Here is a 21085-nt window from a genome sequence, read left to right on the forward strand (position 1 = left end):
GGCCGGCCGCGCGGTTGCCCGCGCGGACTCCGTCGGCCCCGCTCAGACGGTGGCGCTTTCCGTGGGCTCCTCGGCGGCGGGCTCACTGGTGGGCGGCTCGCTCGTGACCGGCGCGGTGCTGGTGGCCGGGACGCTGGTGGTGGCCGGAGGCGGTGGTGGTGCGCTGGTCGTCTGCGGGGGTGCTGTGGTGACGACCGGGGGTGAGCTCGTCGCCGGTGAGCTGCTCGACGGGGGCGGCGACGGGCTGCCGCTCGACGGCGGGGGCGCGGAGCCGGCCGGGCCGGACGGGGGCGGGGGCGAGCCGCTGCCGGACCCCGAGCCCGCACCGGGACCCGGTGTCGACGGCTCGGAGGGCGGCGACTGCGGGGGTGCGGTGGTCGTGGGCGGGGGAGTGGTCGTGGACCCGTCCGAGGGGCCGGAGTCCCCGGCCACGCTCAGCATCACGTACTGCCCGAACCCCAGCTCGGTCCCGGCCGGCGGATCGGTCGCCGTGACCCGGGCGTCGTCCGGCGGCAGCCCCTCGCTGTCATAGCCGGCCGCGAGCCCCTTGTCGGTCAGCGAGCGCCGGGCCTGTCCGAACGTCTCCCCGGCGAGGTTCGGCACCGCGCGCTTCTCCCGGGTGTCGAACATGGCGTCCTTCGCTCCCGAGGTGCCGACCGGCCGGCTGATACCGCGGTCGGTGTCCTCGACGTCGACGAGGACGATCTTCTCCAGGGGCCGGGGCGCGGGCCGCACCGCGACGACGGAGGAACGGTCGTACCCCTTCCACTCCTGGTTCCCGTCCTCGAACTTGACCGAGATACGGTTCGTGTCACCCGCGAAGGGCCGCAGCGGATTTCCGCACGAGCACTTCACGGCGGGCCTGCCCTGCACATCGATCAGAATCGCGATTCCGGCCTGGAGCAGGGAATCGTAGGGAACAGCCTTTCCCTTTTTGTAGTCGTGGTTCTTCACGAGAGTGTCGTGACGCAACAGGACGGGCGTGAGCCGCTCGAGATAATCCGGTATCCGATCCGTGGAGATTTTGAGGGCACGTGCCCATGCCTGTGCCTTCTGGTCGTTCCTGGGATCGGTGAGGAATTGCTCGAGCTGGTCGACGTCACAGACGGTCGGCTGCTTCGAACCCCCGTACAGACCGGGGGTGTCGCCCTGTTGCAGACTGCCCCGCACGGACCGCGACGCGACCTGCGCGTCCTTCCCCAGCCCGCTGTTCTCGTCGAAGAAGGGATCGAGCGCGGGCACGCTCGCGGCGACCGCCTTCACCAGCGTCAAAGGCGTCCCGCGGTCGCAGCCGCTGAGCGCCAGTACACAGACCAGCAGCACCGCGATCCGGCGGATCGAAGATTTCCCGGCCCTTTGCAGAAAAACGCGAATTGTCATTACCGCTCCCCCCGGCGGTTCCCCAACGCGTTTCATGCTAACGAACGGAAAACCATTCCCGACGGATTGAGGAAAAAGAGCGGGCTGAGGGGAAAGAGGTGTCAGCGACTGCGTGCGTCGAGTGAGGCCAAATAGGCGTTGTACGCCTCGAGTTCCTTGTCCCCGTCCCGGTCGGCGGCCCGGTCCTTGCGCTTGGCCTGCCGCTGCTCGGAGCCGTACCACTGGAACAGCAGCGCGATCAGCACCAGCACGGACGGGATCTCGCTGAACGCCCAGGCGATACCGCCCGCGGCGTTCTGGTCGGAGAGCGCGTCGATACCGAGTGAGGCGGGCGGGTTCTCGAACGTCTTGACCATCGGGGCGGACGCCATCATCAGCGCGATCCCGAAGAACGCGTGGAACGGCATGCCCGCGAACAGCTCCAGCATCCGCATCAGATAGCCGGGCCGGGTGGGACCGGGATCGACACCGATGATCGGCCAGAAGAACACCACGCCCACGGCGAGGAAGTGCACCATCATCGCGACGTGCCCCGTCTTCGAGCCCATCAGGAAGTCGAAGATCGGCGTGAAGTACAGCGCGTACAGGCTCGCGATGAACAGCGGGATGGTGAACGCCGGATGCGTGATGATCCGCATGTACCGGCTGTGCAGCAGGGCGAGGAGCAGCTCACGCGGCCCCTTGCGCCCCCTGCCCGCGACCGGCAGCGCGCGCAGCGCCAGGGTCATCGGGGCGCCGAGCAGGATGAGGATCGGCGACAGCATGCTGATGATCATGTGCTGCACCATGTGCACGCTGAACATGACCATCCCGTAGTCGTTCAGCCTGGTGCACATCACCAGCCCGATGGACAGCACACCGGCGATGTACGACACGGTCCGCCACACCGACCAGGCGTCCCCCCGCCGCCTGAGCCGCACGACCCCCCACACGTACAGAGCCAGCCCCACGAGGCAGGCGACGAGAAAGAACGGGTCGGCCGACCACTGAAGACCCCGCCCCAGCGTGAACGGCGGCAGATCCATGGTCATGCCGTGCCCGCTGTGATCCATACCGCCGGCTCCTGATTCGTGGGGGTTGTGCAAGTCTGTCCGCACCCACACTAGAACTGCCCCCGGCCACATCTTGGACCGGGGGCAGGTTGACCCACCTAGGGGCGCGGGGAACTGCGCGACCCGCCACGACGAACCCGCGGCCTGCGACGCTCAAGCGCCCCGACGGCGAGACTCAGAGCACGCACTCAGCCTCTTCGTACCGCTCCGCGGGAACCGTCTTCAGTGTCTCCACGGCCTCGGCCAGCGGCACCATCACGATGTCCGTCCCCTGGAGAGCGGTCATGTGACCGAACTCCCCACGGTGCACGGCCTCAACCGCATGCCACCCGAAACGGGTCGCGAGCACCCGGTCGTACGCGGTCGGCGTACCACCCCGCTGCACATGCCCCAGGATGACCGGCCGCGCTTCCTTCCCCAGCCGCTGCTCCAGCTCGATGGAGAGCTGGCGGGCGATCCCGGCGAACCGCTCGTGCCCGTAGATGTCCTTCGCGCCCTCGTCAAACTCCATGGACCCGGCGGCCGGCTTGGCCCCCTCCGCGGCGACGACGATGGCGAACCGCTTGCCCGCCTCGAACCGTTCGCCGACCCGCTTGGCCAACTCCTCGATGTCGAAGGGCCGTTCCGGTACGACGATGGCGTGCGCGCCGGCCGCCATGCCCGAGTGCAGCGCGATCCAGCCGGTGTGCCGCCCCATGACCTCGACGACGAGCACCCGCTGGTGCGACTCGGCGGTGGTCTTGAGCCGGTCCAGGGCCTCCGTTGCCACCCCCACGGCCGTGTCGAAGCCGAAGGTGACGTCCGTGACCGCGATGTCGTTGTCGATGGTCTTGGGCACGCCGACGATGGGCAGACCGGCGTCCGACATCAGCCGGGCCGCCTTCAGCGTGCCCTCGCCGCCGATCGGGATGATCGCGTCGAGACCGAGGTCCTGGACATGCCCCTTGGCCCGCTCGACCCCGTCACGCAGATGCGAGGGCTGGACCCGGGAGGAGCCGAGGATGGTGCCGCCGCGGGCCAGGATGCCGCCCACCGCGTCGAGGTCGAGCTTGAGGTAGTCGCACTCCAGGAGGCCCTTCCAGCCGTCCCGGAAGCCGATGACCTCGTCGCCGTGGTCGACGACGGCACGGTGCACGACGGACCGGATGACGGCGTTCAGGCCGGGGCAGTCGCCGCCGGACGTGAGGACACCAATGCGCATAGCCCGAAACAACCTTCTCAACGTGGGCCGGGGACCGGACCACGCTGTCCGGCTCGATCCCCGCCACCCTAGCGGCAGGAGGGGGCGGGGCCGTACCGTGCGTCCGCCTGCTGGACGACCCCGCTCAGGTGTGCGGAGCCATCGTCAGACGGGCTGGTAAAAGCCGCCTGGAGCGCAGGTGAACTCGCAGCTCAGGCAGGCTGCTGGGCAGCGGCGATGCGCTCGGTGCGCAGCGCCTCGTACCACCGGTCGTCGGTGGGCGGCAGCGCGTTCACGTCGAGCGCCAGCTTCAGCAGCAGGTCGGCGATGAGCGGGTTGCGCGCCAGCACCGGGCCGTGCATGTACGTACCGAAGACGGTGTCGTTGTACGCGCCCTCCGTGCCGTCGCCCGTGCCGTTGCCGTTGCCGAACTTGACGCGGGCGAGCGGGCGGGCCGTCGGTCCGAGGTGGGTGATGCCCTGGTGGTTCTCGAAGCCGGTCAGCGGGGGCAGACCGAGTCGCGGGTCGATGTCCCCGAGCACGTCACCGACGCACCGCGCGCCCTCGCCGCGCACCGAGACCACGTCCAGCAGCCCGAGGCCGGGCTCCCGCTGGCCGAGGTCGTTGATGAACTCGTGGCCGAGGATCTGGTAGCCGGCGCACACCGAGAAGACGATCGCGCCGTTCTCCACGGCCCGGTGCAGTCCGCCGTCCCGGCGCAGCCGCTCGGCCGCGAGCCGCTGCGGACGGTCCTCGCCGCCGCCGATGAGATAGATGTCCCCGGAGGTCGGGATCGGCTGGTCGCTGCGTACGTCGAGACGGGCCACGTCGAGACGGCGCTGCCGCGCCCGGCGCTCCACGACCAGGACGTTGCCCTGGTCGCCGTACGTGCTGAGCAGGTCGGGATAGATCCAGACGATCCGCAGCTGGTTGTCGCTCACAAAAGTCCCCTGAGTGTCAGTTGCCGACGCGGCGGCGCAGGTCCTGGAAGGCGGTGTAGTTCGCGATGACCTCGATGCGGCCCGGCGGGCACATCTGGACGGCCTGGTCGAGGTTCTCGCAGACCTGGAAGTGCTGGTTGGCGACCTCCAGGCGCACCGCGAGGTCCAGCTTCCGGTCGCCGACGACGCAGATCGGGTGCCCGGTCAGCCGCGTGTAGTCGACGTCCCACAGCCAGGAGGTGTCGGTGCCGTCGGCGCCGCGCGCGTTCACGGAGAGGATCACCGGGGTGGGCGGCGGATCGATCAGGCTGAACGTTTCGAGCCAGCCCGCGGGGTTCTTCGCGAGCAGCAGTCGCAGGTCCCGCTCCTGGAACTGCACGACGTCGTAGCGTCCGGCCACGGCCTGCACCTGGTACATGCGTTCCAGGGCGACCTGCGGCGGCACCCCGAAGACGGCGGCGACGGCGGCGGAGGAGGCGGCGTTGGCCTTGTTGGCGCGGCCGGGCAGCTGGAGATGGATGGGCCACGCGGAGCCGTGCGGGTCGAGCACATGGTCCCCGGACAGCGCCCAGCTCGGCGTGGGCCGGCGGAAGCCGCACTCACCGCAGAACCAGTCGTCGCCGGGCCGCTGCATCACACCACCGCAGGACGGGCAGGACCAGGCGTCGTCCTTCCACATCTGTCCCGCGGCGACCCAGATCACATTGGGGGAGGAGGAGGCCGCCCACACCACGAGCGGGTCGTCGGCGTTGGCGATGATGACGGCCTTGCTGCCGGCCAGCCCCTCGCGCCAGTTCTCGGCGAGCATGCGGGTCTCGGCGGCCCGGTCCAGCTGGTCGCGGGAGAGGTTGAGCAGGGCGATGCACTTCGGGTCGGTGTCGCGGGCGACACCGGCGAGGTACTTCTCGTCGACCTCGATGACGCCGTAGCGCGCCTCCGAGCTGCCCGCGAGGGCCGAGGTGATGCCGGCCGGCATGTTGGCGCCGAGCGCGTTGGAGACGACGGGCCCGGCGGCGCGCAGGGCCTCCGCGATGAGCCGGGTCGTCGTGGTCTTGCCGTTGGTCGCCGACACCAGGACGACGTCCAGGTTCTGGGCGAGCCGGGCGAGAAGGTCGGGGTCGAGTTTGAGTGCCACCCGGCCGCCGATCACCGAACCGCTGCCGCGCCCCGCGGCGCGCGATGCCGCTGCGACCGCCTTACCGGCGGTCACGGCGATCTTGGCCCGCGGCGTGAGCGGGTCCGAGTTGCCTGCCATCAGTTCTCGATCCTCCTTGCGTACGCGCCGCGCCTGACGGCAACGTGGTGGTGGTCAGCCTATCGAGATCCATTCGCACTCCCGAATCCGTACCCTTGCCGGCATGCGACACGGTTTGATTCCGGGCACCCGCGGACGCGTGCGGCCGATGACTCTCTTCGGCGATCCGGTACTGCACTCCCCCTGCGAGGACGTCACCGACTTCGGTCCCGAACTGGCGTCCCTGGTCGAGGATCTGTTCGCCACGATGTACGCCGCCCAGGGCGTCGGCCTGGCCGCGAACCAGGTGGGCGAGTCCCTGCGGGTCTTCGTCTTCGACTGCCCGGACGACGATGACGTACGACACCTGGGCCATGTGGTGAACCCACGGCTGGTGGAGGCGGACGGTGTGGTGCTGCGCGGCCCGGAGGGCTGCCTGTCGCTACCGGACCTGGAAGCGGGAACGGAACGGTACGACCACGCGGTGGTCGAGGGCTTCACGATGACCGGGGACCCGGTGCGCGTCCACGGCACAGGCTTCTTCGCGAGGTGCTTGCAGCACGAGTGCGACCACTTGGACGGCAGGCTCTACGCGGACCGCGTGAAGGGCCGGCGCCACCGCAGGCTGATGCGCCAAGTGGCGCGAGCCTCATGGCGCCGGGTCACCTGACCCACTCAGGGGCGCGGGGAACTGCGCGACCAGCCCCCACCGGCCGGTGGTCGACATACGACCGTCAGAACCCCGGACCGCCCACTTTGTCCCCGGCCGCCGCAAGCCGCCCCCACAAGAGGTCGGCCAGACTTCGCACCAACTCCGCACGCGAGCACGGCCGTTCCCCCAGCCACCAGTCCCCGGCGGCGTGCATCATCCCGACGATCCCGTGCCCCCACACCCGGGCCAACTGCTGCCCCCCGGGCCCGAGATCCAGCCGGTCCTCGATGACCTGGGCCAACTCCTCGCCCATGCGTCGAAGCAGCGGCACGGAGTGCTTCCCGACATCGAACCCGGGTTCTCCGACCTGCCCGCCGTCCGCCGGATGCATCAGGAACCGGTACACCTGAGGCCGCGCCTCGATCGCCGCGAGATACGTGTCGAGCGTGGCCTCCACCCGCTCGCGCCGCTCCGCCGGAGCGTCCAGCGCGGCCCGCAGAGAATCCAGCAACGCGTCCGTATGCCTCTTGGCCAAAGCCGCGTAAAGTCCCCCCTTGTCACCGAAGTGACGGTAGAGGATCGGCTTGGTGATGCCGGCTTCCGCGGCGATCGCGTTCATGGAGGCCTGTGGTCCGTCACGCAGGACTACTCTGTCCGCGGCCTCCAGCAGCTCGCGCCGGCGGCGATCGGCGGACCGTTGCTGATCGGTCCGCTGCGTGGTGTCCATGAGCTCTCCCCACCCGTGCTGATTCGGTGACGCCTGCGCAAACTAACACTCACCATGCCCCACGCATCGAACGGGCTACCGAGCGGTCATCAGGAGTTGACTTTTCCTACCGACGGGTAACAGACTCGAGTTACCGCTAGTAACATTGCACGTGCGCCGCCGCTGGAGGGGACATGGCCGAGTTCACCATGGAGCTCAACGACGAACAGAGGGAGGTCCGGGACTGGTTGCACGGCTTCGCGGCCGATGTGATCCGGCCTGCGGCCGCCGAATGGGACGAGCGTGAGGAGACTCCCTGGCCGGTCATTCAGGAGGCCGCCAAGGTCGGTATCTACTCACTCGACTTCTACGCCCAGCAGTACTTCGACGCCACCGGCCTCGGCATTCCGATGGCCATGGAGGAGCTGTTCTGGGGCGACGCGGGCATCGCCCTGTCGATCGTCGGCACCGGGCTGGCCGCCGTGGGCGTCCTCGCCAACGGCACCGAGGAGCAGATCGGTACCTGGATCCCGCAGATGTACGGCGACGCGAACGACGTCAAGGTCGCCGCGTTCTGCTCCTCCGAGCCCGACGCCGGCTCGGACGTGGCCTCGATGCGCACCCGTGCGGTGTACGACGAGGCCAAGGACGAGTGGGTGCTCAACGGCACGAAGACCTGGGCGACCAACGGCGGTATCGCCAACGTCCACGTCGTCGTCGCCGTCATCGACTCCGAGCTCGGCTCCAAGGGCCACGCGTCCTTCATCATCCCGCCGAACACCCCCGGCCTGTCCCAGGGCCAGAAGTTCAAGAAGCACGGCATCCGCGCCTCCCACACCGCCGAGGTGGTGCTGGAGAACGTCCGCGTCCCGGGCTCCTGCCTCCTCGGCGGCAAGGAGAAGCTGGACGAGCGTCTGGCCCGCGCCCGTGAGCGCGCGAAGGCCGGCGGCATGGGGGTCCCCCCGCTCGAGCGAAGTCGAGAGTGGGGGAGCGTGAAGAACGCGGCGATGGCCACGTTCGAGGCCTCCCGTCCGGCCGTCGGCGCGATGGCGGTGGGCACCGCCCGGGCCGCGTACGAGGTCGCCCTCGACTACGCCAAGACCCGCGAGCAGTTCGGCCGCCCGATCATCGACAACCAGGGCGTCGCCTTCCAGCTCGCCGACATGCGCACCTCCATCGACGCCGCCCGTCTCCTGGTCTGGCGCGCCTCCTGGATGGCCGTCAACGGCAAGCCGTTCACCGCTGCCGAGGGCTCGATGTCGAAGCTCTTCGCGAGCGAGACGGCGAAGAAGGTCACGGCCCAGGCGATCCAGATACTCGGCGGCAACGGCTACACCCGGGAGTACCCGGTGGAGCGGATGCACCGTGACGCCGCGATCTACACCATCTTCGAGGGCACGAGCGAGATCCAGCGCCTGGTGATCGCCCGCACCCTGTCGGGGATGCCGATCCGATAGCGCCGGCGGGGGCGCCGGCACGGCAGCCGGCGCCCCTACCCGATCTCCACCACCCGGGCCCAGTCGGGCGGGGAGTCCGGCACGTAGTCGGGATCGTCCTCGTCCCAGGAAGCGGACCGCGGGAAGAGTCCCACCACCGTCCGGCACGGTGGCCGGGTGTCCGGCCAGGGTGTCTGGCCGTCCGTCAGGACCACGACGACATCGGGCTTGGGACGCGCCCGCAGCGCCCTGGCGAAGCCCGTCCGCAGATCCGTGCCCCCGCCGCCCGTCAGCGGGATGCCCTCGCCGCGGCAGAGCGGATGGATGAACTGGGCCGCCGCGTCGCACGGCAGCACCGAGACCAGGTCGCGCCGGCCGCCCACGGCACGCGCGATGGCGGCGACCTCCAACAGCGCACTGCCCAGTTCGGCATCGCTGACCGACCCGGACGTGTCGATCACCACGCAGACCCGGGGCGGTCTGCGCCGCAGGCTCGGCAGCACGGCACCGGGCACGGACGCCGAGCGCCGCGAAGGGCGGCCGTACGTGTAGTCCTCGCCCACGCCGGGGCCGGAGGCCGCCGAGCGGACCGCCGCGCCCAGCAACTCCCGCCACTGCTGCGGCGGATGGAACGCGTCCTGCGCCCACCGCTGCCAGCCCTGCGGGGTCGTCCCCGGACGCGCGGTGATGCCCTGGGCCACCCGGAACCGGACCGCGTCCCGTTCCTGCTCACTCAGGCCGTGCGCGCCCTTCGGCCCCAGGTCCCACTCCCGGTCCAGTCCGTCGGCGCCGCTGCCGCAGTCCAGCCAGGAGAGATCCTGCGTCAACGGCCCGAGCCGGAACTGGCGCAGGTAGTCCTCCATGAGCTGCCCGGCGGGCAGGCGCAGGGACTCCGGGCGGACCGCGCCCTCGGGCCGGACCAGGCCGTCGCCGAAGGCGTCGTCGTTGATCTCGCAGTCCGCGGCGATGTTCATCCGCAGCCGTTCCCCGGCTCCGGTCAGCCCGCGTTCCCGGGCCACCCGGTCCCCGCGCCCGTGATGGTCGCGCAGCAGGTGCGACACCTCGTGCACCCACACCCCGGCCAGCTCCTCGACGGGAGTCCGGTCCACGAACCCCGGTGAGACATAGCACCGCCAGTGCCGGTCGACGGCCATGGTCGGCACCCGTGGTGACGCGACGGTGTGCAGGGCGAACAGGGCCGTCGCGAGATAGGGCCGGGCCCGCGCGGCCTGGAGCCGGGCCGCGAAGAGCTTGTCGAGGTCCAGCGCCCCGCGCGCGTCCCCGCTCAACGGCCCGCCCTCACCGCGGCCTTGGCGCGCGACGCCGCCTCGTCGGCCCGCCGGGACAGGGTCACCACCCCGGCGAGCTGCTCGATCGACGCAGGCACGTCCCAGTCCTCCCGCCGCAGCGAGGCGAGCGTGCTCGCGGGCACGACCACCAGGTCCGGCGCCCCGGTCTCCACCGCGCGCACCAGCAGCGCCCACGCGGCGTCCCAGCGGGCCCGGTCCGGCCGTGCGCGGACCGCCGCCACCACCCCGTCGAGCGCGGCCTGCCGCAGATCGCCCCGCTCGGGCAGCACGGCCCCCGTCGGATCGGCGAGCAGCAGCTCGGGGTCGGGCAGATCCATCCGGTCGACGCTCGCCAGCAGTTCGAGCCCCGGCCCGTCGCCCACGGTCCCCCGGACCAGCAGGGACAGCACATCCCGGGAGGAACCGGCCGCGCTCGCGAAGGCGATCAGGCTCAGCGTCATGTCCCAGCTGCGGGGCGAGGGCCAGGGGCCGCCCCGGCGGGTCTCGCTGTTCGGCAGCCGGTGCACGAGCGCGGGGCGGGCGGCGAGCAGCCCGCACACCGCACGCCGCGCGAAGTCCACGGCCTCCGGCAGCTTCTCCGGGGCGAGCCGAGGCAGCGTCGCCCGGGGCCAGGTTCCGCCGAGACCGCGTACGACGACCTCGTGGTCGTGGGTCCACTGCAGATGGACGAACCGGTTGGCCAGCGGCGGGCTCAGCTCCCAGCCGTCGGCCGCCGAGGACCGCGGGTTGGCGGCGGCCACGATCCGGACCCCGGGCGGCAGTTGAAGGGCGCCGATCCGCCGCTCCAGCACCAGCCGGAGCAGAGCGGCCTGCACGGCCGGCGGCGCGGTGGACAGCTCGTCCAGGAACAGCAGGCCCCGGCCGGCCCGGACCAGGCGTACGGCCCAGTCCGGCGGGGCCATGGGGACGCCCTGTTCCGCGGGGTCGTCCCCCACGACGGGCAGCCCCGAGAAGTCGGAGGGCTCGTGCACGCTGGCGATCACCGTGGTCAGGGGCAGGTCCAGGGCCGTGGCGAGCTGGGTCAGGGCCGCGGTCTTGCCGATGCCGGGCTCGCCCCACAGCAGCACGGGCAGATCCGCGGCCACGGCCAGGGTCAGGGCCTCCAGCTGGATGTCGGGGCGCGGCTCGGTGGTGGTGTCGCGGAGCAGGGTCAACAGGTCGGCGGCGACGGCGAGTTGAGAGACAGGGGGAGCAGCAACGGGCGTACAAGTGGGCATGTGTCATCACCTTGGGTAGCAGGAAGGGACGTGAGGAGGGTGGGTGCGGGGTCAGCCGCGGGTGGCGAGGCGTGGGCGCGAGCGGTGGGCGCCCGGACGGGGGCGGGCCTCGTCGAAGCGGACGCGACCGGGTCCGGGGCCCGCCATGCCCGCCCTGAACAGCCCGTAGACGATCCGCTGTCGTGCGGCCGCCTCCAACTCGTCCCGCAGCGCACCGCCGCGCAGCACCGCGTCGGGGCCGAGCAGCCCCTCCACGACGGCCAGCGCACCGGAGACGTCCCCGTGGGCGAGGCGTTCACGGACGTCGTCGAGGCACTCCGGATGCCGGTGCGTCTCGTCGATGACCCGCAGACAGGGCAGCGGCGTGCCGCTCAGTGCGGCCAGCAGCTCTTCCCGCCGGACCTCGTCCGGATCGTGGTCCAGCGGGGCCAGCACCCCGTCGACCAGGCCGATCCGGTGCAGGGCGCCCCGGCAGTCGACGAGCCGAGGCCGTCCCGCCGGGTCCGGCGCCGCGGCCTCGGCATCCGGCACATGTCCCGGTACGAGGGCGGGGGCGACCAGCGGATGCAGCCGCCCGGCCTCGATCGCACCGGCGCGGAGGAGCTCCAGGTCGGGCAGTACCCAGGTCGCCGCGTCGGGCAGCACCGGCAGCGCGGAGGCGTCGGCAGATCTGGACGCCTCGGTGATCCGCATCGCCGGCGGCCCGTCCCGGTCGGCGGCCAGGTCCAGGGCCAGCCGCTGCCGGGCCCCGCACCGCACGATCACGCGACCGTCGGAACGGCCCTCGGCGCGGAGCAGGATCGCTGCCTCGGCCGCCCACCGCTCGACGGCACAGCGGCGCCCCGGCGGCACCAGCCGCAGGACAGCCGGATCCGTGACGGGAGGGTCGTCGACGCCTGAGCGGACCCGCAGCTCATCGACCCTGCGCGCATCCCACAGATGACGGTGCAGGTCGAGCCGGTACCGCCGGTGGGGCGGGGGATGCGGGTGCCGGCCGCCACCGGCCCCGGACGATCCGTCCCACAGCGCGAGACTGATCCGCTGCCCGGCATCCGCCCAGGCGGGCGGGGTTCGCACCACGAGGTGCACCGGCCGCACGCCGGGACTGTCGTAGCGGGCCAGCGTGAGGGTCACGCCCGGGCGCAGCAGCCCGTCGGGAGCGATTCTCGGCATGTGCCAGCGCAGCAGATCGGGAGCCAGATGCCGGAGATCGGCCCGGACCCGGGCGGCGAGCTCCGCGCCATGGACACGCGCCACGGAACGCGGCTGGAGATCGACATCGAACCCCGCGGCGGCACAGGCACCGCCCCAGTCACCGGCGAGGCGTCGAGCGGTCGCGGTCTCGATCATCGAGGGCGGCACGGCGAACTCGCGCACGCGCAGCCAGAAGGAAAGGCGGGAATCCCCGGTCACGGGCGAAGTGAGCATCAGCACTCACCTTGCGCGGACGGGTCCCCCAATCTGTGAACGGAGTGAATGGTCATCGAGCCGATCGTAGCTTCAACTCCCACCGTGTCAACGGTGTTTCAGCGGCGTCAGCTGCTCGATGTCGTACCGTCCGCGCAGTTCCTCGATCGCCGCGTCGTCCGGCGGACCCCCGTCGCCGAGGATCTCCAGGAGCTCCTCGAAGTACCGCTCGTGGTCCGGCGGCGGGGACGCCTGGAAGAACATCTTGGCGGGGGAGTCCGTCGGGTTCGCGAACGCGTGAGGGCAGCCGGGCGGTACGACGATGACCGTCCCCGGCGTCGCGCGCACCACCCGGCCGCCCGAACTCGACTCCCAGCGCTGCCAGTTGTCGGGGGTGCGGATTCGCGGCTCGAAGGCGAGGACGTCCAGCTCGCCTTCGAGGACGTAGAACAACTCCTCGCTGCGGGTGTGCACATGGGCACCCACATCGAAGCCGGGCGGCACGATCACCTCGAAGGTGGACGCCGCCTGGGAGTGCGGGCCCGTCACCTTGAAGGTCACGTGCTGGGCCGGGGTCTGGACGACCCGGCCGTGCCCCGGCGGCACCAGGAGCCCTTCGGTAGCCGTCACCACGTCACCGGAAGGGCCTCGGGACCGCGGATCAACGCGCCCTTCCTGAAGGGGACCTGGTCCTGTGGCACCGCCAGCCTCAGACCCGGAAGACGGTCCAGCAGAGCGTCGACCAGCAGCTCGGACTCCAGTCGGGCCAGCATGCCGCCGGGACAGTAGTGCGGGCCGAAGCCGAAGGACACATGGGGGTTGGGGCTGCGGGAGAAGTCGATCGTCTCCGGGTAGGGGAAGACACCCGGGTCGCGGTTCGCGGACAGGTACGACACGTAGACCGCGTCGCCCGCCCGGATCCGTACGCCCTGGATCCCGACATCCTCCAGGGCGATCCGGGACAGACCGACCGCGTTGCGGTGCGGGATGTAGCGCAGCAGTTCGTCGATGGCCCGGGGGCGGATGTCCGGTTCGGCGCGCAGCCGGTCGGCGAGGCCCGGGCGGGTGAGCAGCAGGTAGAACATCTGGCCGCTGTTGTTGGTCACGGCCTCGCCGCCGATCTGGAGCAGGACCGCGAGGCCCACCGCCTCCTCCAGCGTCACCTCACCGCGCCCCACGGCCGCCCCGAGCAGGGACGCCACGTCCTCGCCGGTGCTGCCCTCCCGGAGCCCGATGAGGTCGGCGAAGTAGGCACCCATCTCGTTCCTGGCCTTCTCGCTGACGTTCTTGCCGTGCGAGGAGGACAGGATCAGCTGGGTCCAGGTGTGCATGCCGTGCCGGTCGGCGGCCGGGACGCCCATCAGCTCGCAGATGACCGCGATGGGGAACGGCGTCAGGACGGTGGCCGTCAGATCGGCCGGCGGGCCGTCCTGCAGCAGTTCGTCGACCAGTTCGTCCAGCATCCGCCGGGACTTCTCGCGGATCCGCTCCACGCCCTTCGCGGTGAACGCGGCGGCCACCGAGCGGCGCAGCCGGGTGTGGTCCGGCGGGTCCAGGAAGCCCACCGCGCCGCGGGCCGGGATGAAGTGCGGGGCGAGCCGGGTGACCTCGGGCTGGTCCATGACGGCCGCGCGGCTGAAGCGGGGGTCGTTGGTCACCATGCGTACGTCCTCGTACCGGGTGACCAGCCAGGCCCAGCCCTGGCCGTTGGGCAGCTGGATCCGGGTGACGGGGCCCTCGCGCATCAGCTCGGTGAGCACCGGGTCGAAGTCCACGCCGTTCAGGTCGAGCGCGGGCCAGTGCCGGATGGGGGGCAGGATCTCGGTGATCGTCTCTTCGGTCATGTCATGCCGTCTCTGCGTAGCGCTGCCAGCGGCCCAGGGCCATTTCCGCGGTGATGCCGGGTCCGAACCCGGCGAGCAGCCCGCGCGCCCGGTCGTGCGCACCGCCCTCGTCGAACAGCCGGCGCAGCGCGTCCAGCACGACGGCGCTGGCGATGTTGCCGTACTCGGTGAGGGTGGCCCGGCTGAACCGGAAGGCGTCGGGGTCGACCTGGAGGAACTTGCTGAGGTCGTCGAGTATTCGGGGCCCGCCCGCGTGGACGATGTAGAAGTCCGGGTCGGCGGCGTCCCAGCCGTGCAGCCCCGCGAGGTCCTGGAGCGCGGGCGCGAGCGGCTCCATGGTGGCCGGCACCCGCTTGTCCAGCTGGAAGTGGAATCCGGTGGCCCGGACGTCGTACATGATCCACTCCTCGGTCTTGGGGATCAGATACGACCCGCTGTGCTCCAGCGAGATCCCCTCGCCGCCCCGTCCGCGCACCACGGCGGCGGCGATCCCGTCCCCGAACAGCCCGTTGGAGAGGAGGTTCCCGATGCCGAGGTCGGTGGGCTGGTAGCACAGCGAGCAGAACTCACAGGCGACGATGAGGGCGTTGGCCTCGGGGTAGGCCGTGCAGAAGTCGTGCGCCCGGTTGATCGCGGCCCCGTCGGCCGCGCAGCCCAGCTGGGCTATGGGGAGCTGCCGGGTGGTGCTCTCGAAGCCCATCTCGTTGATCAGCCAGGCCGTCAGCGAGGGCATCATGAAGCCCGTGCAGGACACGTAGATGATGACATCGATGTCCCTGGTCAGAACCCCGGCGTCGTCGAGCGCCCGCTGCACCACGGCCGGCACCCGCGTCTTCGCCTCGGCCACGTAGACCTTGTTGCGCTCCTCGAAGCCCGGGTGCTTCAGCGTCTCCTCGATGGGCTGCACGATGTGGCGGGTGCGGACCCCGGTGTTCTCGATCAGCCGGAGGGCCAGAGCCAGTTGGGGATGGTCGGAGTGCCGGGAGCGAGCCAGCTCCAGCGTCTCCTCCATCGTGATCACATACTCCGGGACGGACACCGAGGGTCTGCACAATGTCGCCATGAACCGTGCCTGCCTTCACCTCAGGAAGTGGTCCAGTCCACGATCACCTGAGAGTCCGACGACTTCGCGCGGGACTACTCCGAACGCAGGACGCCTGGAGACACCTGAAGGGGCGCGGGGAACTGCGTGACCAGCCACGACGAACCCGTAGACGGCATCGACAAAGCACCCCCTACGGCGCACTCCCGCTGCTGTGCGCGATGCACGCCACATCGATACGATCCGCAAGCTTCGCGAGCTCGATGGTCAACGCCGCCACGGTGTCCTCGTCGAGCCCGTCCTCCCCGGCCTCGACAAGATGCAGCCACCGCCCACCCACGGTCCGCAAAAGCTTGCTCACATCGGCCGCAGCCACCTGCAAGGTCCCGCGGTCATCGACGATCAGAGGCAAAGTCACTTCGCGGTTCACATCGGGGATGTTAGCCGCGCAAGCGTCACGCTCCGTGCCAAACCGTCGTGATGTTGCAGAACTCGCGGATTCCGTGCCCGGACAGCTCACGCCCGTACCCGGACCGCTTCACCCCGCCGAACGGGAACGCCGGATGCGAGGCGGTCATGCCGTTGAAGAACACACCGCCGGCCTCCAGATCCCGTACGAACCGGTCGACCTCGGCCTCGTCCCGGGTCCACACGTTCGAACTCAGTCCGAAGGGTGAGTCGTTGGCGATGAGCACGGCCTCGTCGAGGTCGCCCGCGCGGTACAGCGTGGCGACCGGCCCGAAGGCCTCCTCGCGGTGGATCCGCATCTCGCGGGTGATGCCGGCGAGTACGGTCGGCGGGTAGTACCAGCCGTCCCCGTCGGGCCGCTCCCCGCCGCACAGCACGCTCGCGCCACCGCGCCTGGCGTCGTCGACCAGCTCCTCCAGATCCGCCCGCCCCTGCTCGCTCGACAGCGGACCGACGTCCGTCCCCTCCTCCAGCGGATCACCGACCTTCAGCGCCTTCATACCCTCGACGAACCGTTCGGCGAAGGCGTCGTACACGTCCGTGTGGACGATGAACCGCTTGGCGGCGATGCAGGACTGCCCGTTGTTCTGGACACGCGCCGTGACCGCGATCCGCGCGGCCCGGTCGATGTCGGCGGACGGCATGACCACGTACGGGTCGCTGCCGCCCAGCTCCAGCACGGTCTTCTTCACCATGTCCCCGCACACCGACGCGACCGCCCGCCCGGCGGGCTCACTGCCGGTGAGTGTCGCCGCCCTGACGCGTTCGTCGCGCAGGATCTCCTCGACCTCGCCGGAGCCGATGAGGAGGGTCTGGAAAGTGCCCTCCGAGTAGCCCGCCTGGTGGAAGAGGTCCTCCAGGAAGAGGGCGGTCTGGGGGACGTTGGAGGCGTGCTTGAGGAGACCGACGTTGCCGGCCATGAGCGCGGGCGCGGCGAACCGGATCACCTGCCAGAGCGGGAAGTTCCACGGCATCACCGCGAGCACCGGACCCAGGGGGCGGTAGCGCACACGGGCCCGGGACGCGCCCGAGTCCTTGACGTCGTCGTCGGCCGGCTCCTCGTCGGCCAGCAGCGACTCGGCGTGCTCGGCGTACCAGCGCATCGCCTTGGCGCACTTGGCCACCTCGGCGCGGGCCTGCTTGACCGGCTTGCCCATCTCGGTGGTCATGATCCGCGCGATGTCCGGCTGCAACCCGTCGAGCAGACCGGCGGCCCGGTGCATCAGCCGGGCCCGTTCCGCGAAGGGCGTCGTCCGATACGTGCGGAACGTGGCCTCCGCGAGCTGGAGCCTGCGCTCGATCTCCTCGGGGCCCATGGCCTCGTATGTCTTGAGCGTCTCGCCGTTCGCAGGGTTCACCGTCGCGATGGGCATGACCGACCTCCTGGGCAGCGGACTGTGTTTCGACCTTCCCGCGCGGCGGCGCCCGCCGCAACGTGTCAGGGCGAGTGCTCCGCCAGCCGGTCGAGAAACGTGGTCTGTGCCGTGACGATCACGGTCCGGGCCCGGTCCAGGGCGAACCACGCGACGCGGTCCAGTTCGGGGAACTCCTGCTGCCGGCCCGACTTCGGCGGCCACTCCATCCGGAAGGTGCCCGGCACGACGGTCACCGGATCGAGGTCCGCCTCGATCGCCCACGCCGTGACGACCTTGCCGTTGGTCTGCTTCACCTCACCGAGCGCCACGGCCTCCCCGTCGGGCGGCGGCAGGCCGAGCTCCTCCTGGAACTCGCGCCGAGCGGCGTCCCAGGCGGATTCCTCGTCGGGCACGTACTCGCCCTTCGGCACGGTCCAGGCCCCGGCGTCGCGGCGCGCGAAGAACGGGCCGCCCATATGGCCCAGCAACACCTCGAGGCCGCCATCGGTGTGCCGGAACAACAGCAGGCCGGCGCTCGTCCTCACTCCCGGATGCTTCACGGCTTGACTCCCGGGTGCGCGGCCAGCAGCGTCTCCACCGTGTCGGCCTCCTCCGGCCGTTTGTCCTCCCGGTAGCGGACCACGCGGGCGAAACGGAGCGTGACGCCGGCCGGGTATCGGGTGGACCTCTGGAGACCGTCGTAGGCGATCTCCACGACGAGTTCGGGGCGTACGGTCACCACGTAGCCGTCGGTGTCGACGGCCAGTTCCTGGAGCCGCTCGGTCTGCCAGGTCAGCATCGCGTCGGTCATGCCCTTGAAGGTCTTGCCGAGCATGGCGAAGCCGCCGTCGGCGGTGCGGGCGCCGAGGTGGAGGTTGGAGAGCTTGCCCGTGCGGCGGCCGTGGCCCCACTCGGCCGCCAGGACCACCAGGTCGAGGGTGTGCACGGGCTTGACCTTCAGCCAGGACGCGCCACGGCGGCCCGCGCTGTACGGGGCGTCGAGTGACTTCACCACCACGCCCTCGTGGCCGCGCTCCAGCGTCTCGGCGAGGAAGGCCTCGGCCGCGCCGACGTCCTCCGGGCCGGACACCGGTGTCCGCCGCACCCGCATCGGCTCGGGGACCAGCCGCGCCAGCTCCGCGTGCCGCTCGGCGAAGGGGAGGTCCAGCAGATCGCGGTCGTCGACCGACAGGGCGTCGAAGAAGACGGGGGAGACGGGGACCTCGGCGGCGGCCGTCGTCACGTCCACCCGGGAGCCCACACGTCCGGCCGTCTCCTGGAAGGAACGCGGTCGCCCTTCCGCGTCGAAGGAGATGACCTCCCCGTCCAGAATGAAACGCTCGCCCCTCAACTCCAGTGCGGCAGCCGTCAGTTCGGGCAGCCGGTCGGTGATCTCGTCGAGGGTGCGGGTGTAGATCCGTACGTCGTCGCCGCTGCGGTGCACCTGGACCCGGATGCCGTCCAGCTTCTCCTCGACCACGCACGCGCCCAGCTTCTCGACCGCCTCGGCCACCGAGGACGCGCTGTGCGCCAGCATCGGCAGGACCGGGCGGCCGACGGTGAGCCGGAAGCGGTCCAGAGCGGCGGGGCCGTCCGCGAGCAGGGCCTCGGCGACCGTCTGGAGGGAACCCGCGAGCATCACCGCCCGGCGGACGTCGGCCGGCGGTGCCTCCGTCGCCTGCGCGAGCCCCTCCGTGGCGACCGCGTCCAGCGCGCCCTGCCGTACCTCGCCGCTGATCAGCCCGAACAGGAACCGCTGCTCGTCCTCGGTGGCGGCGCCCATCAACTCCCCGACCAGCCGGGTTCGTTCGGCCTGTGAGCCGGTGCCCGAGACCTTGCCGAGCTCGGTGAACAGGGTGTCCACGTCACGGACGGCCAGGCTCGGCACGGCGGCCGGGGCGACCGGGCGGCTCAGCACCTTCCAGCCCACCCCGAGCCGCCCTTGCGGCAGCCGTCCCGCCAGATACGGGATGACGACCGGCACGTCGTCCGGCTCGGCCTCCCGGAACAGCTCGGCGAGCAGCGCGATCTTCTTCGAGCGCGCCGAGGTCGCGGCGACCGCCTGGGACACCTGGGCCAGCCGGGCAAGCAGCATGCATCCAGGGTGCGGGACGCTTCGCTGGATTTCATGCCGAGTGACGGGTTGCGTTTCGTCCGCGGGTGCGTGGGGGCTGGTCGCGCCCCGCGGCGGAGCCGCTGATCGACACGGCCCGGCCCCGCGCCCCTTCAGGGCGTTGCGTCGAGGTCGGTCATCAGCAGGTCGCCGTTGATGGTGGCCCCGGCCCGGTAGCCGCCCGCCGCCGCGTTGACCACCTGCTCGCCGAAGCCCATCGCGTTGCCGGCAGCCCAGACACCGGGCACGGTGGTCTGGCCGGTCGGGTCGACGACGGGGTACGAACCGAAGGGGGTCTCGTTCAGCTTCGCGCCGAGCCGCGCGAGAAGATCCGTCCGGGGGACGGCCCGGGGGGCGGTGAAGACGACCTCGCGTGCGAACGTCTTGCCGTCCTTCAGGCGTACGGCCGTGAGGCGGTCCTCGGCCACCACCAGCTCGGCGACCTCGCCGGGCACGACCTTCACGCTCGCGGCGGCGAGCCTGCGCACGTCGTCGGCCGACAGGTCGGTCTCCGCGAGCTCGTGCAGGAAGAGCGTCACTTCCTTCGACCACTGCGACACCATCAGCGCCTGGTGGACGCTCAGCGGAGTGGTCGCGAGCACGCCGAAGGCCTGGTCGCGGACCTCCCAGCCGTGGCAGTAGGGACAGTGCAGCACGTCCCGGCCGAAGCGCTCGGCGACGCCGGGCACGGGCGGGAGCTCGTCCTTCAGGCCGGTCGCGATCACGAGGCGCCGGGCCCGGACCGTGCGGCCGCTCGCCAGCGTCACGGTGAAGTCGGCGGTGACATCCACCGCGCGGTCCTCCACGAGCTCGACGCCGTACCGTGCGATCTCCTCCCGGCCGATCGCCAGGAACTCGGCGGGCGGCATGCCGTCCCGTGTCAGATAGCCCTGCATGTGCGCGGCGGGCGCGTTGCGCGGCTCGCCCGCGTCGATGACGAGGGTGCGGCGCCGGGCCCGGCCCAGGACGAGAGCCGCGGACAGGCCCGCCGCGCCGCCGCCGATCACGATCACTTCGTAGGTCTCGCTTGTCTCCGTCATACCGACACGGTCGTCCCGCGGATGCGGGATTGACAAACTTCTTTGCTGATTCTGCAATATGCGACATGACTACCGATGACGTTCTCGCGGAGGTCGGGCCCCGGCTGCGACGGATCCGGAAGGACCGGGAGGTGACGCTCGCGGCGCTCTCCGAGTCGACCGGGATCTCCGTGAGCACCTTGTCCCGGCTGGAGTCCGGTCTGCGCAAGCCCAGCCTGGAGCTGCTGCTGCCGATCGCGCAGGCCCATCAGGTGCCGCTCGACGAGCTGATCGGGACGCCCGCGGTGGGGGACCCGCGGGTGCGGTCCAAGCCGCTCGTGCGGCACGGGCGCACCTACTGGCCGCTCACCCGGCAGCCCGGCGGGCTCCAGGCGTACAAGGTGCTGGTGCCGCAGGGCCGGGAGGAGCCCGAGCCGCGCACCCATGAGGGCTACGAGTGGCTGTACGTGCTGGCCGGCCGGCTGCGGATGGTGCTGGGCGAGCACGACGTGGTGCTCGCGGCCGGGGAGGCGGCCGAGTTCGACACGCGGGTGCCGCACTGGTTCGGGTCGACGGGGGAGGGGCCGGTGGAGTTCCTGAGCCTGTTCGGTCCGCAGGGGGAGCGGATGCACGTACGGGCGCAGCCCCGGAGGTCGTGACGCCCGCGTGATGCCCGCTACTGTTCCGCGGCGGGCTGTTCCCTGATGGGCAAGCGACCGCTTAGTATGC

The 21085-nt window shown here is 71.1% G+C and carries 20 protein-coding genes; 3 read left to right on the forward strand and 17 right to left on the reverse strand.

Annotated elements, in window-relative coordinates:
- Positions 1–42: 42 nt before the first annotated feature.
- The 5 genes from QF037_RS39675 to QF037_RS39695 all read right to left on the reverse strand — a co-directional run bounded on the left by QF037_RS39675 (position 43) and on the right by QF037_RS39695 (position 5808).
- Positions 43–1380 (reverse strand): PASTA domain-containing protein, encoded by a 1338-nt coding sequence (locus QF037_RS39675; RefSeq protein WP_307033771.1) that lies wholly within the window; start codon positions 1378–1380, stop codon positions 43–45.
- Between the two features lie 101 nt (positions 1381–1481).
- On the reverse strand, positions 1482–2432 hold the full coding sequence (locus tag QF037_RS39680; protein WP_307033773.1) for a cytochrome c oxidase assembly protein: 951 nt from the start codon (positions 2430–2432) through the stop codon (positions 1482–1484).
- Between the two features lie 175 nt (positions 2433–2607).
- Positions 2608–3633 carry a 6-phosphofructokinase gene (locus tag QF037_RS39685; protein WP_266832467.1) on the reverse strand — a complete coding sequence of 342 codons (1026 nt, stop codon included), beginning with the start codon at positions 3631–3633 and terminating at the stop codon, positions 2608–2610.
- A 191-nt stretch (positions 3634–3824) separates the two neighbouring features.
- Positions 3825–4553 carry a type 1 glutamine amidotransferase gene (locus tag QF037_RS39690; protein ID WP_307033775.1) on the reverse strand — a complete coding sequence of 243 codons (729 nt, stop codon included), beginning with the start codon at positions 4551–4553 and terminating at the stop codon, positions 3825–3827.
- A gap of 16 nt (positions 4554–4569) precedes the next feature.
- Positions 4570–5808: a MurT ligase domain-containing protein gene (locus QF037_RS39695; protein WP_046257292.1), complete on the reverse strand. Its 1239-nt coding sequence runs from the start codon at positions 5806–5808 to the stop codon at positions 4570–4572.
- A 103-nt stretch (positions 5809–5911) separates the two neighbouring features.
- Here QF037_RS39695 and def point away from each other — a divergent pair, with 103 nt between their 5' ends.
- Positions 5912–6457 (forward strand): peptide deformylase, encoded by a 546-nt coding sequence (gene def / locus QF037_RS39700; protein WP_307033777.1) that lies wholly within the window; start codon positions 5912–5914, stop codon positions 6455–6457.
- A gap of 64 nt (positions 6458–6521) precedes the next feature.
- Here the strand turns inward: def and QF037_RS39705 are convergent, their stop codons facing one another.
- Complete coding sequence (locus QF037_RS39705) at positions 6522–7166, reverse strand: TetR family transcriptional regulator (protein WP_307033779.1); 645 nt, start codon at positions 7164–7166, stop codon at positions 6522–6524.
- A 173-nt stretch (positions 7167–7339) separates the two neighbouring features.
- Between QF037_RS39705 and QF037_RS39710 the strand changes: the two genes are divergently transcribed.
- A complete protein-coding gene (locus tag QF037_RS39710) occupies positions 7340–8602 on the forward strand; it encodes an acyl-CoA dehydrogenase family protein (protein WP_307033781.1) in 1263 nt (420 codons plus the stop codon).
- A 35-nt stretch (positions 8603–8637) separates the two neighbouring features.
- Here the strand turns inward: QF037_RS39710 and QF037_RS39715 are convergent, their stop codons facing one another.
- From QF037_RS39715 to QF037_RS39765, 11 genes are all read right to left on the reverse strand, one after another.
- On the reverse strand, positions 8638–9870 hold the full coding sequence (locus QF037_RS39715; RefSeq protein ID WP_307033783.1) for a vWA domain-containing protein: 1233 nt from the start codon (positions 9868–9870) through the stop codon (positions 8638–8640).
- Positions 9867–11108, reverse strand: a complete 1242-nt coding sequence (locus tag QF037_RS39720) for an AAA family ATPase (RefSeq protein ID WP_307033785.1) — start codon at positions 11106–11108, stop codon at positions 9867–9869. Before QF037_RS39720 ends, QF037_RS39715 begins: the two co-directional genes overlap by 4 nt.
- A gap of 51 nt (positions 11109–11159) precedes the next feature.
- On the reverse strand, positions 11160–12536 hold the full coding sequence (locus QF037_RS39725; protein ID WP_307033787.1) for a hypothetical protein: 1377 nt from the start codon (positions 12534–12536) through the stop codon (positions 11160–11162).
- Positions 12537–12623: 87 nt separating this feature from the next.
- Positions 12624–13145, reverse strand: coding sequence for a cupin domain-containing protein (locus QF037_RS39730; protein ID WP_307033789.1), 522 nt, complete (start codon positions 13143–13145; stop codon positions 12624–12626).
- Complete coding sequence (locus QF037_RS39735; protein WP_307033790.1) at positions 13142–14359, reverse strand: cytochrome P450; 1218 nt, start codon at positions 14357–14359, stop codon at positions 13142–13144. The genes QF037_RS39730 and QF037_RS39735 overlap by 4 nt, the downstream gene beginning before the upstream one ends.
- 1 nt (position 14360) lies before the next feature.
- A complete protein-coding gene (locus QF037_RS39740; protein ID WP_307033792.1) occupies positions 14361–15422 on the reverse strand; it encodes a type III polyketide synthase in 1062 nt (353 codons plus the stop codon).
- 172 nt (positions 15423–15594) lie between these two features.
- Positions 15595–15831, reverse strand: coding sequence for a DUF6213 family protein (locus tag QF037_RS39745; protein ID WP_234762360.1), 237 nt, complete (start codon positions 15829–15831; stop codon positions 15595–15597).
- 25 nt (positions 15832–15856) lie between these two features.
- Positions 15857–17242 carry an NADP-dependent succinic semialdehyde dehydrogenase gene (locus tag QF037_RS39750; protein ID WP_307033795.1) on the reverse strand — a complete coding sequence of 462 codons (1386 nt, stop codon included), beginning with the start codon at positions 17240–17242 and terminating at the stop codon, positions 15857–15859.
- 65 nt (positions 17243–17307) lie between these two features.
- A complete protein-coding gene (locus QF037_RS39755; RefSeq protein ID WP_307033797.1) occupies positions 17308–17769 on the reverse strand; it encodes an NUDIX domain-containing protein in 462 nt (153 codons plus the stop codon).
- An 11-nt stretch (positions 17770–17780) separates the two neighbouring features.
- Positions 17781–19319, reverse strand: coding sequence for an ATP-dependent DNA ligase (locus QF037_RS39760; protein ID WP_307033799.1), 1539 nt, complete (start codon positions 19317–19319; stop codon positions 17781–17783).
- Between the two features lie 131 nt (positions 19320–19450).
- A complete protein-coding gene (locus QF037_RS39765) occupies positions 19451–20377 on the reverse strand; it encodes an NAD(P)/FAD-dependent oxidoreductase (RefSeq protein WP_307033801.1) in 927 nt (308 codons plus the stop codon).
- A gap of 65 nt (positions 20378–20442) precedes the next feature.
- On the opposite strand from QF037_RS39765, the gene QF037_RS39770 reads away from it, so the two are divergent.
- Positions 20443–21015, forward strand: a complete 573-nt coding sequence (locus QF037_RS39770; RefSeq protein WP_307033802.1) for a helix-turn-helix domain-containing protein — start codon at positions 20443–20445, stop codon at positions 21013–21015.
- Positions 21016–21085 lie beyond the last annotated feature (70 nt).

Source organism: Streptomyces canus (assembly GCF_030815415.1).
In the GTDB taxonomy this organism is placed as follows: domain Bacteria; phylum Actinomycetota; class Actinomycetes; order Streptomycetales; family Streptomycetaceae; genus Streptomyces; species Streptomyces canus_F.

What these genes read in the sequence shown, in the direction of transcription:
- def (WP_307033777.1), top strand. Translation starts at nt 5,912, where the DNA reads ATGCGACACGGTTTGATTCCGGGCACCCGCGGACGCGTGCGGCCGATG.
- QF037_RS39710 (WP_307033781.1), top strand. Translation starts at nt 7,340, where the DNA reads ATGGCCGAGTTCACCATGGAGCTCAACGACGAACAGAGGGAGGTCCGG.
- QF037_RS39705 (WP_307033779.1), bottom strand. Translation starts at nt 7,166, where the DNA reads ATGGACACCACGCAGCGGACCGATCAGCAACGGTCCGCCGATCGCCGC.
- QF037_RS39770 (WP_307033802.1), top strand. Translation starts at nt 20,443, where the DNA reads ATGACTACCGATGACGTTCTCGCGGAGGTCGGGCCCCGGCTGCGACGG.
- QF037_RS39720 (WP_307033785.1), bottom strand. Translation starts at nt 11,108, where the DNA reads ATGCCCACTTGTACGCCCGTTGCTGCTCCCCCTGTCTCTCAACTCGCC.
- QF037_RS39760 (WP_307033799.1), bottom strand. Translation starts at nt 19,319, where the DNA reads ATGCTGCTTGCCCGGCTGGCCCAGGTGTCCCAGGCGGTCGCCGCGACC.
- QF037_RS39725 (WP_307033787.1), bottom strand. Translation starts at nt 12,536, where the DNA reads ATGCTCACTTCGCCCGTGACCGGGGATTCCCGCCTTTCCTTCTGGCTG.
- QF037_RS39695 (WP_046257292.1), bottom strand. Translation starts at nt 5,808, where the DNA reads ATGGCAGGCAACTCGGACCCGCTCACGCCGCGGGCCAAGATCGCCGTG.
- QF037_RS39680 (WP_307033773.1), bottom strand. Translation starts at nt 2,432, where the DNA reads ATGGATCACAGCGGGCACGGCATGACCATGGATCTGCCGCCGTTCACG.
- QF037_RS39765 (WP_307033801.1), bottom strand. Translation starts at nt 20,377, where the DNA reads ATGACGGAGACAAGCGAGACCTACGAAGTGATCGTGATCGGCGGCGGC.
- QF037_RS39675 (WP_307033771.1), bottom strand. Translation starts at nt 1,380, where the DNA reads ATGACAATTCGCGTTTTTCTGCAAAGGGCCGGGAAATCTTCGATCCGC.
- QF037_RS39750 (WP_307033795.1), bottom strand. Translation starts at nt 17,242, where the DNA reads ATGCCCATCGCGACGGTGAACCCTGCGAACGGCGAGACGCTCAAGACA.
- QF037_RS39685 (WP_266832467.1), bottom strand. Translation starts at nt 3,633, where the DNA reads ATGCGCATTGGTGTCCTCACGTCCGGCGGCGACTGCCCCGGCCTGAAC.
- QF037_RS39735 (WP_307033790.1), bottom strand. Translation starts at nt 14,359, where the DNA reads ATGACCGAAGAGACGATCACCGAGATCCTGCCCCCCATCCGGCACTGG.
- QF037_RS39740 (WP_307033792.1), bottom strand. Translation starts at nt 15,422, where the DNA reads ATGGCGACATTGTGCAGACCCTCGGTGTCCGTCCCGGAGTATGTGATC.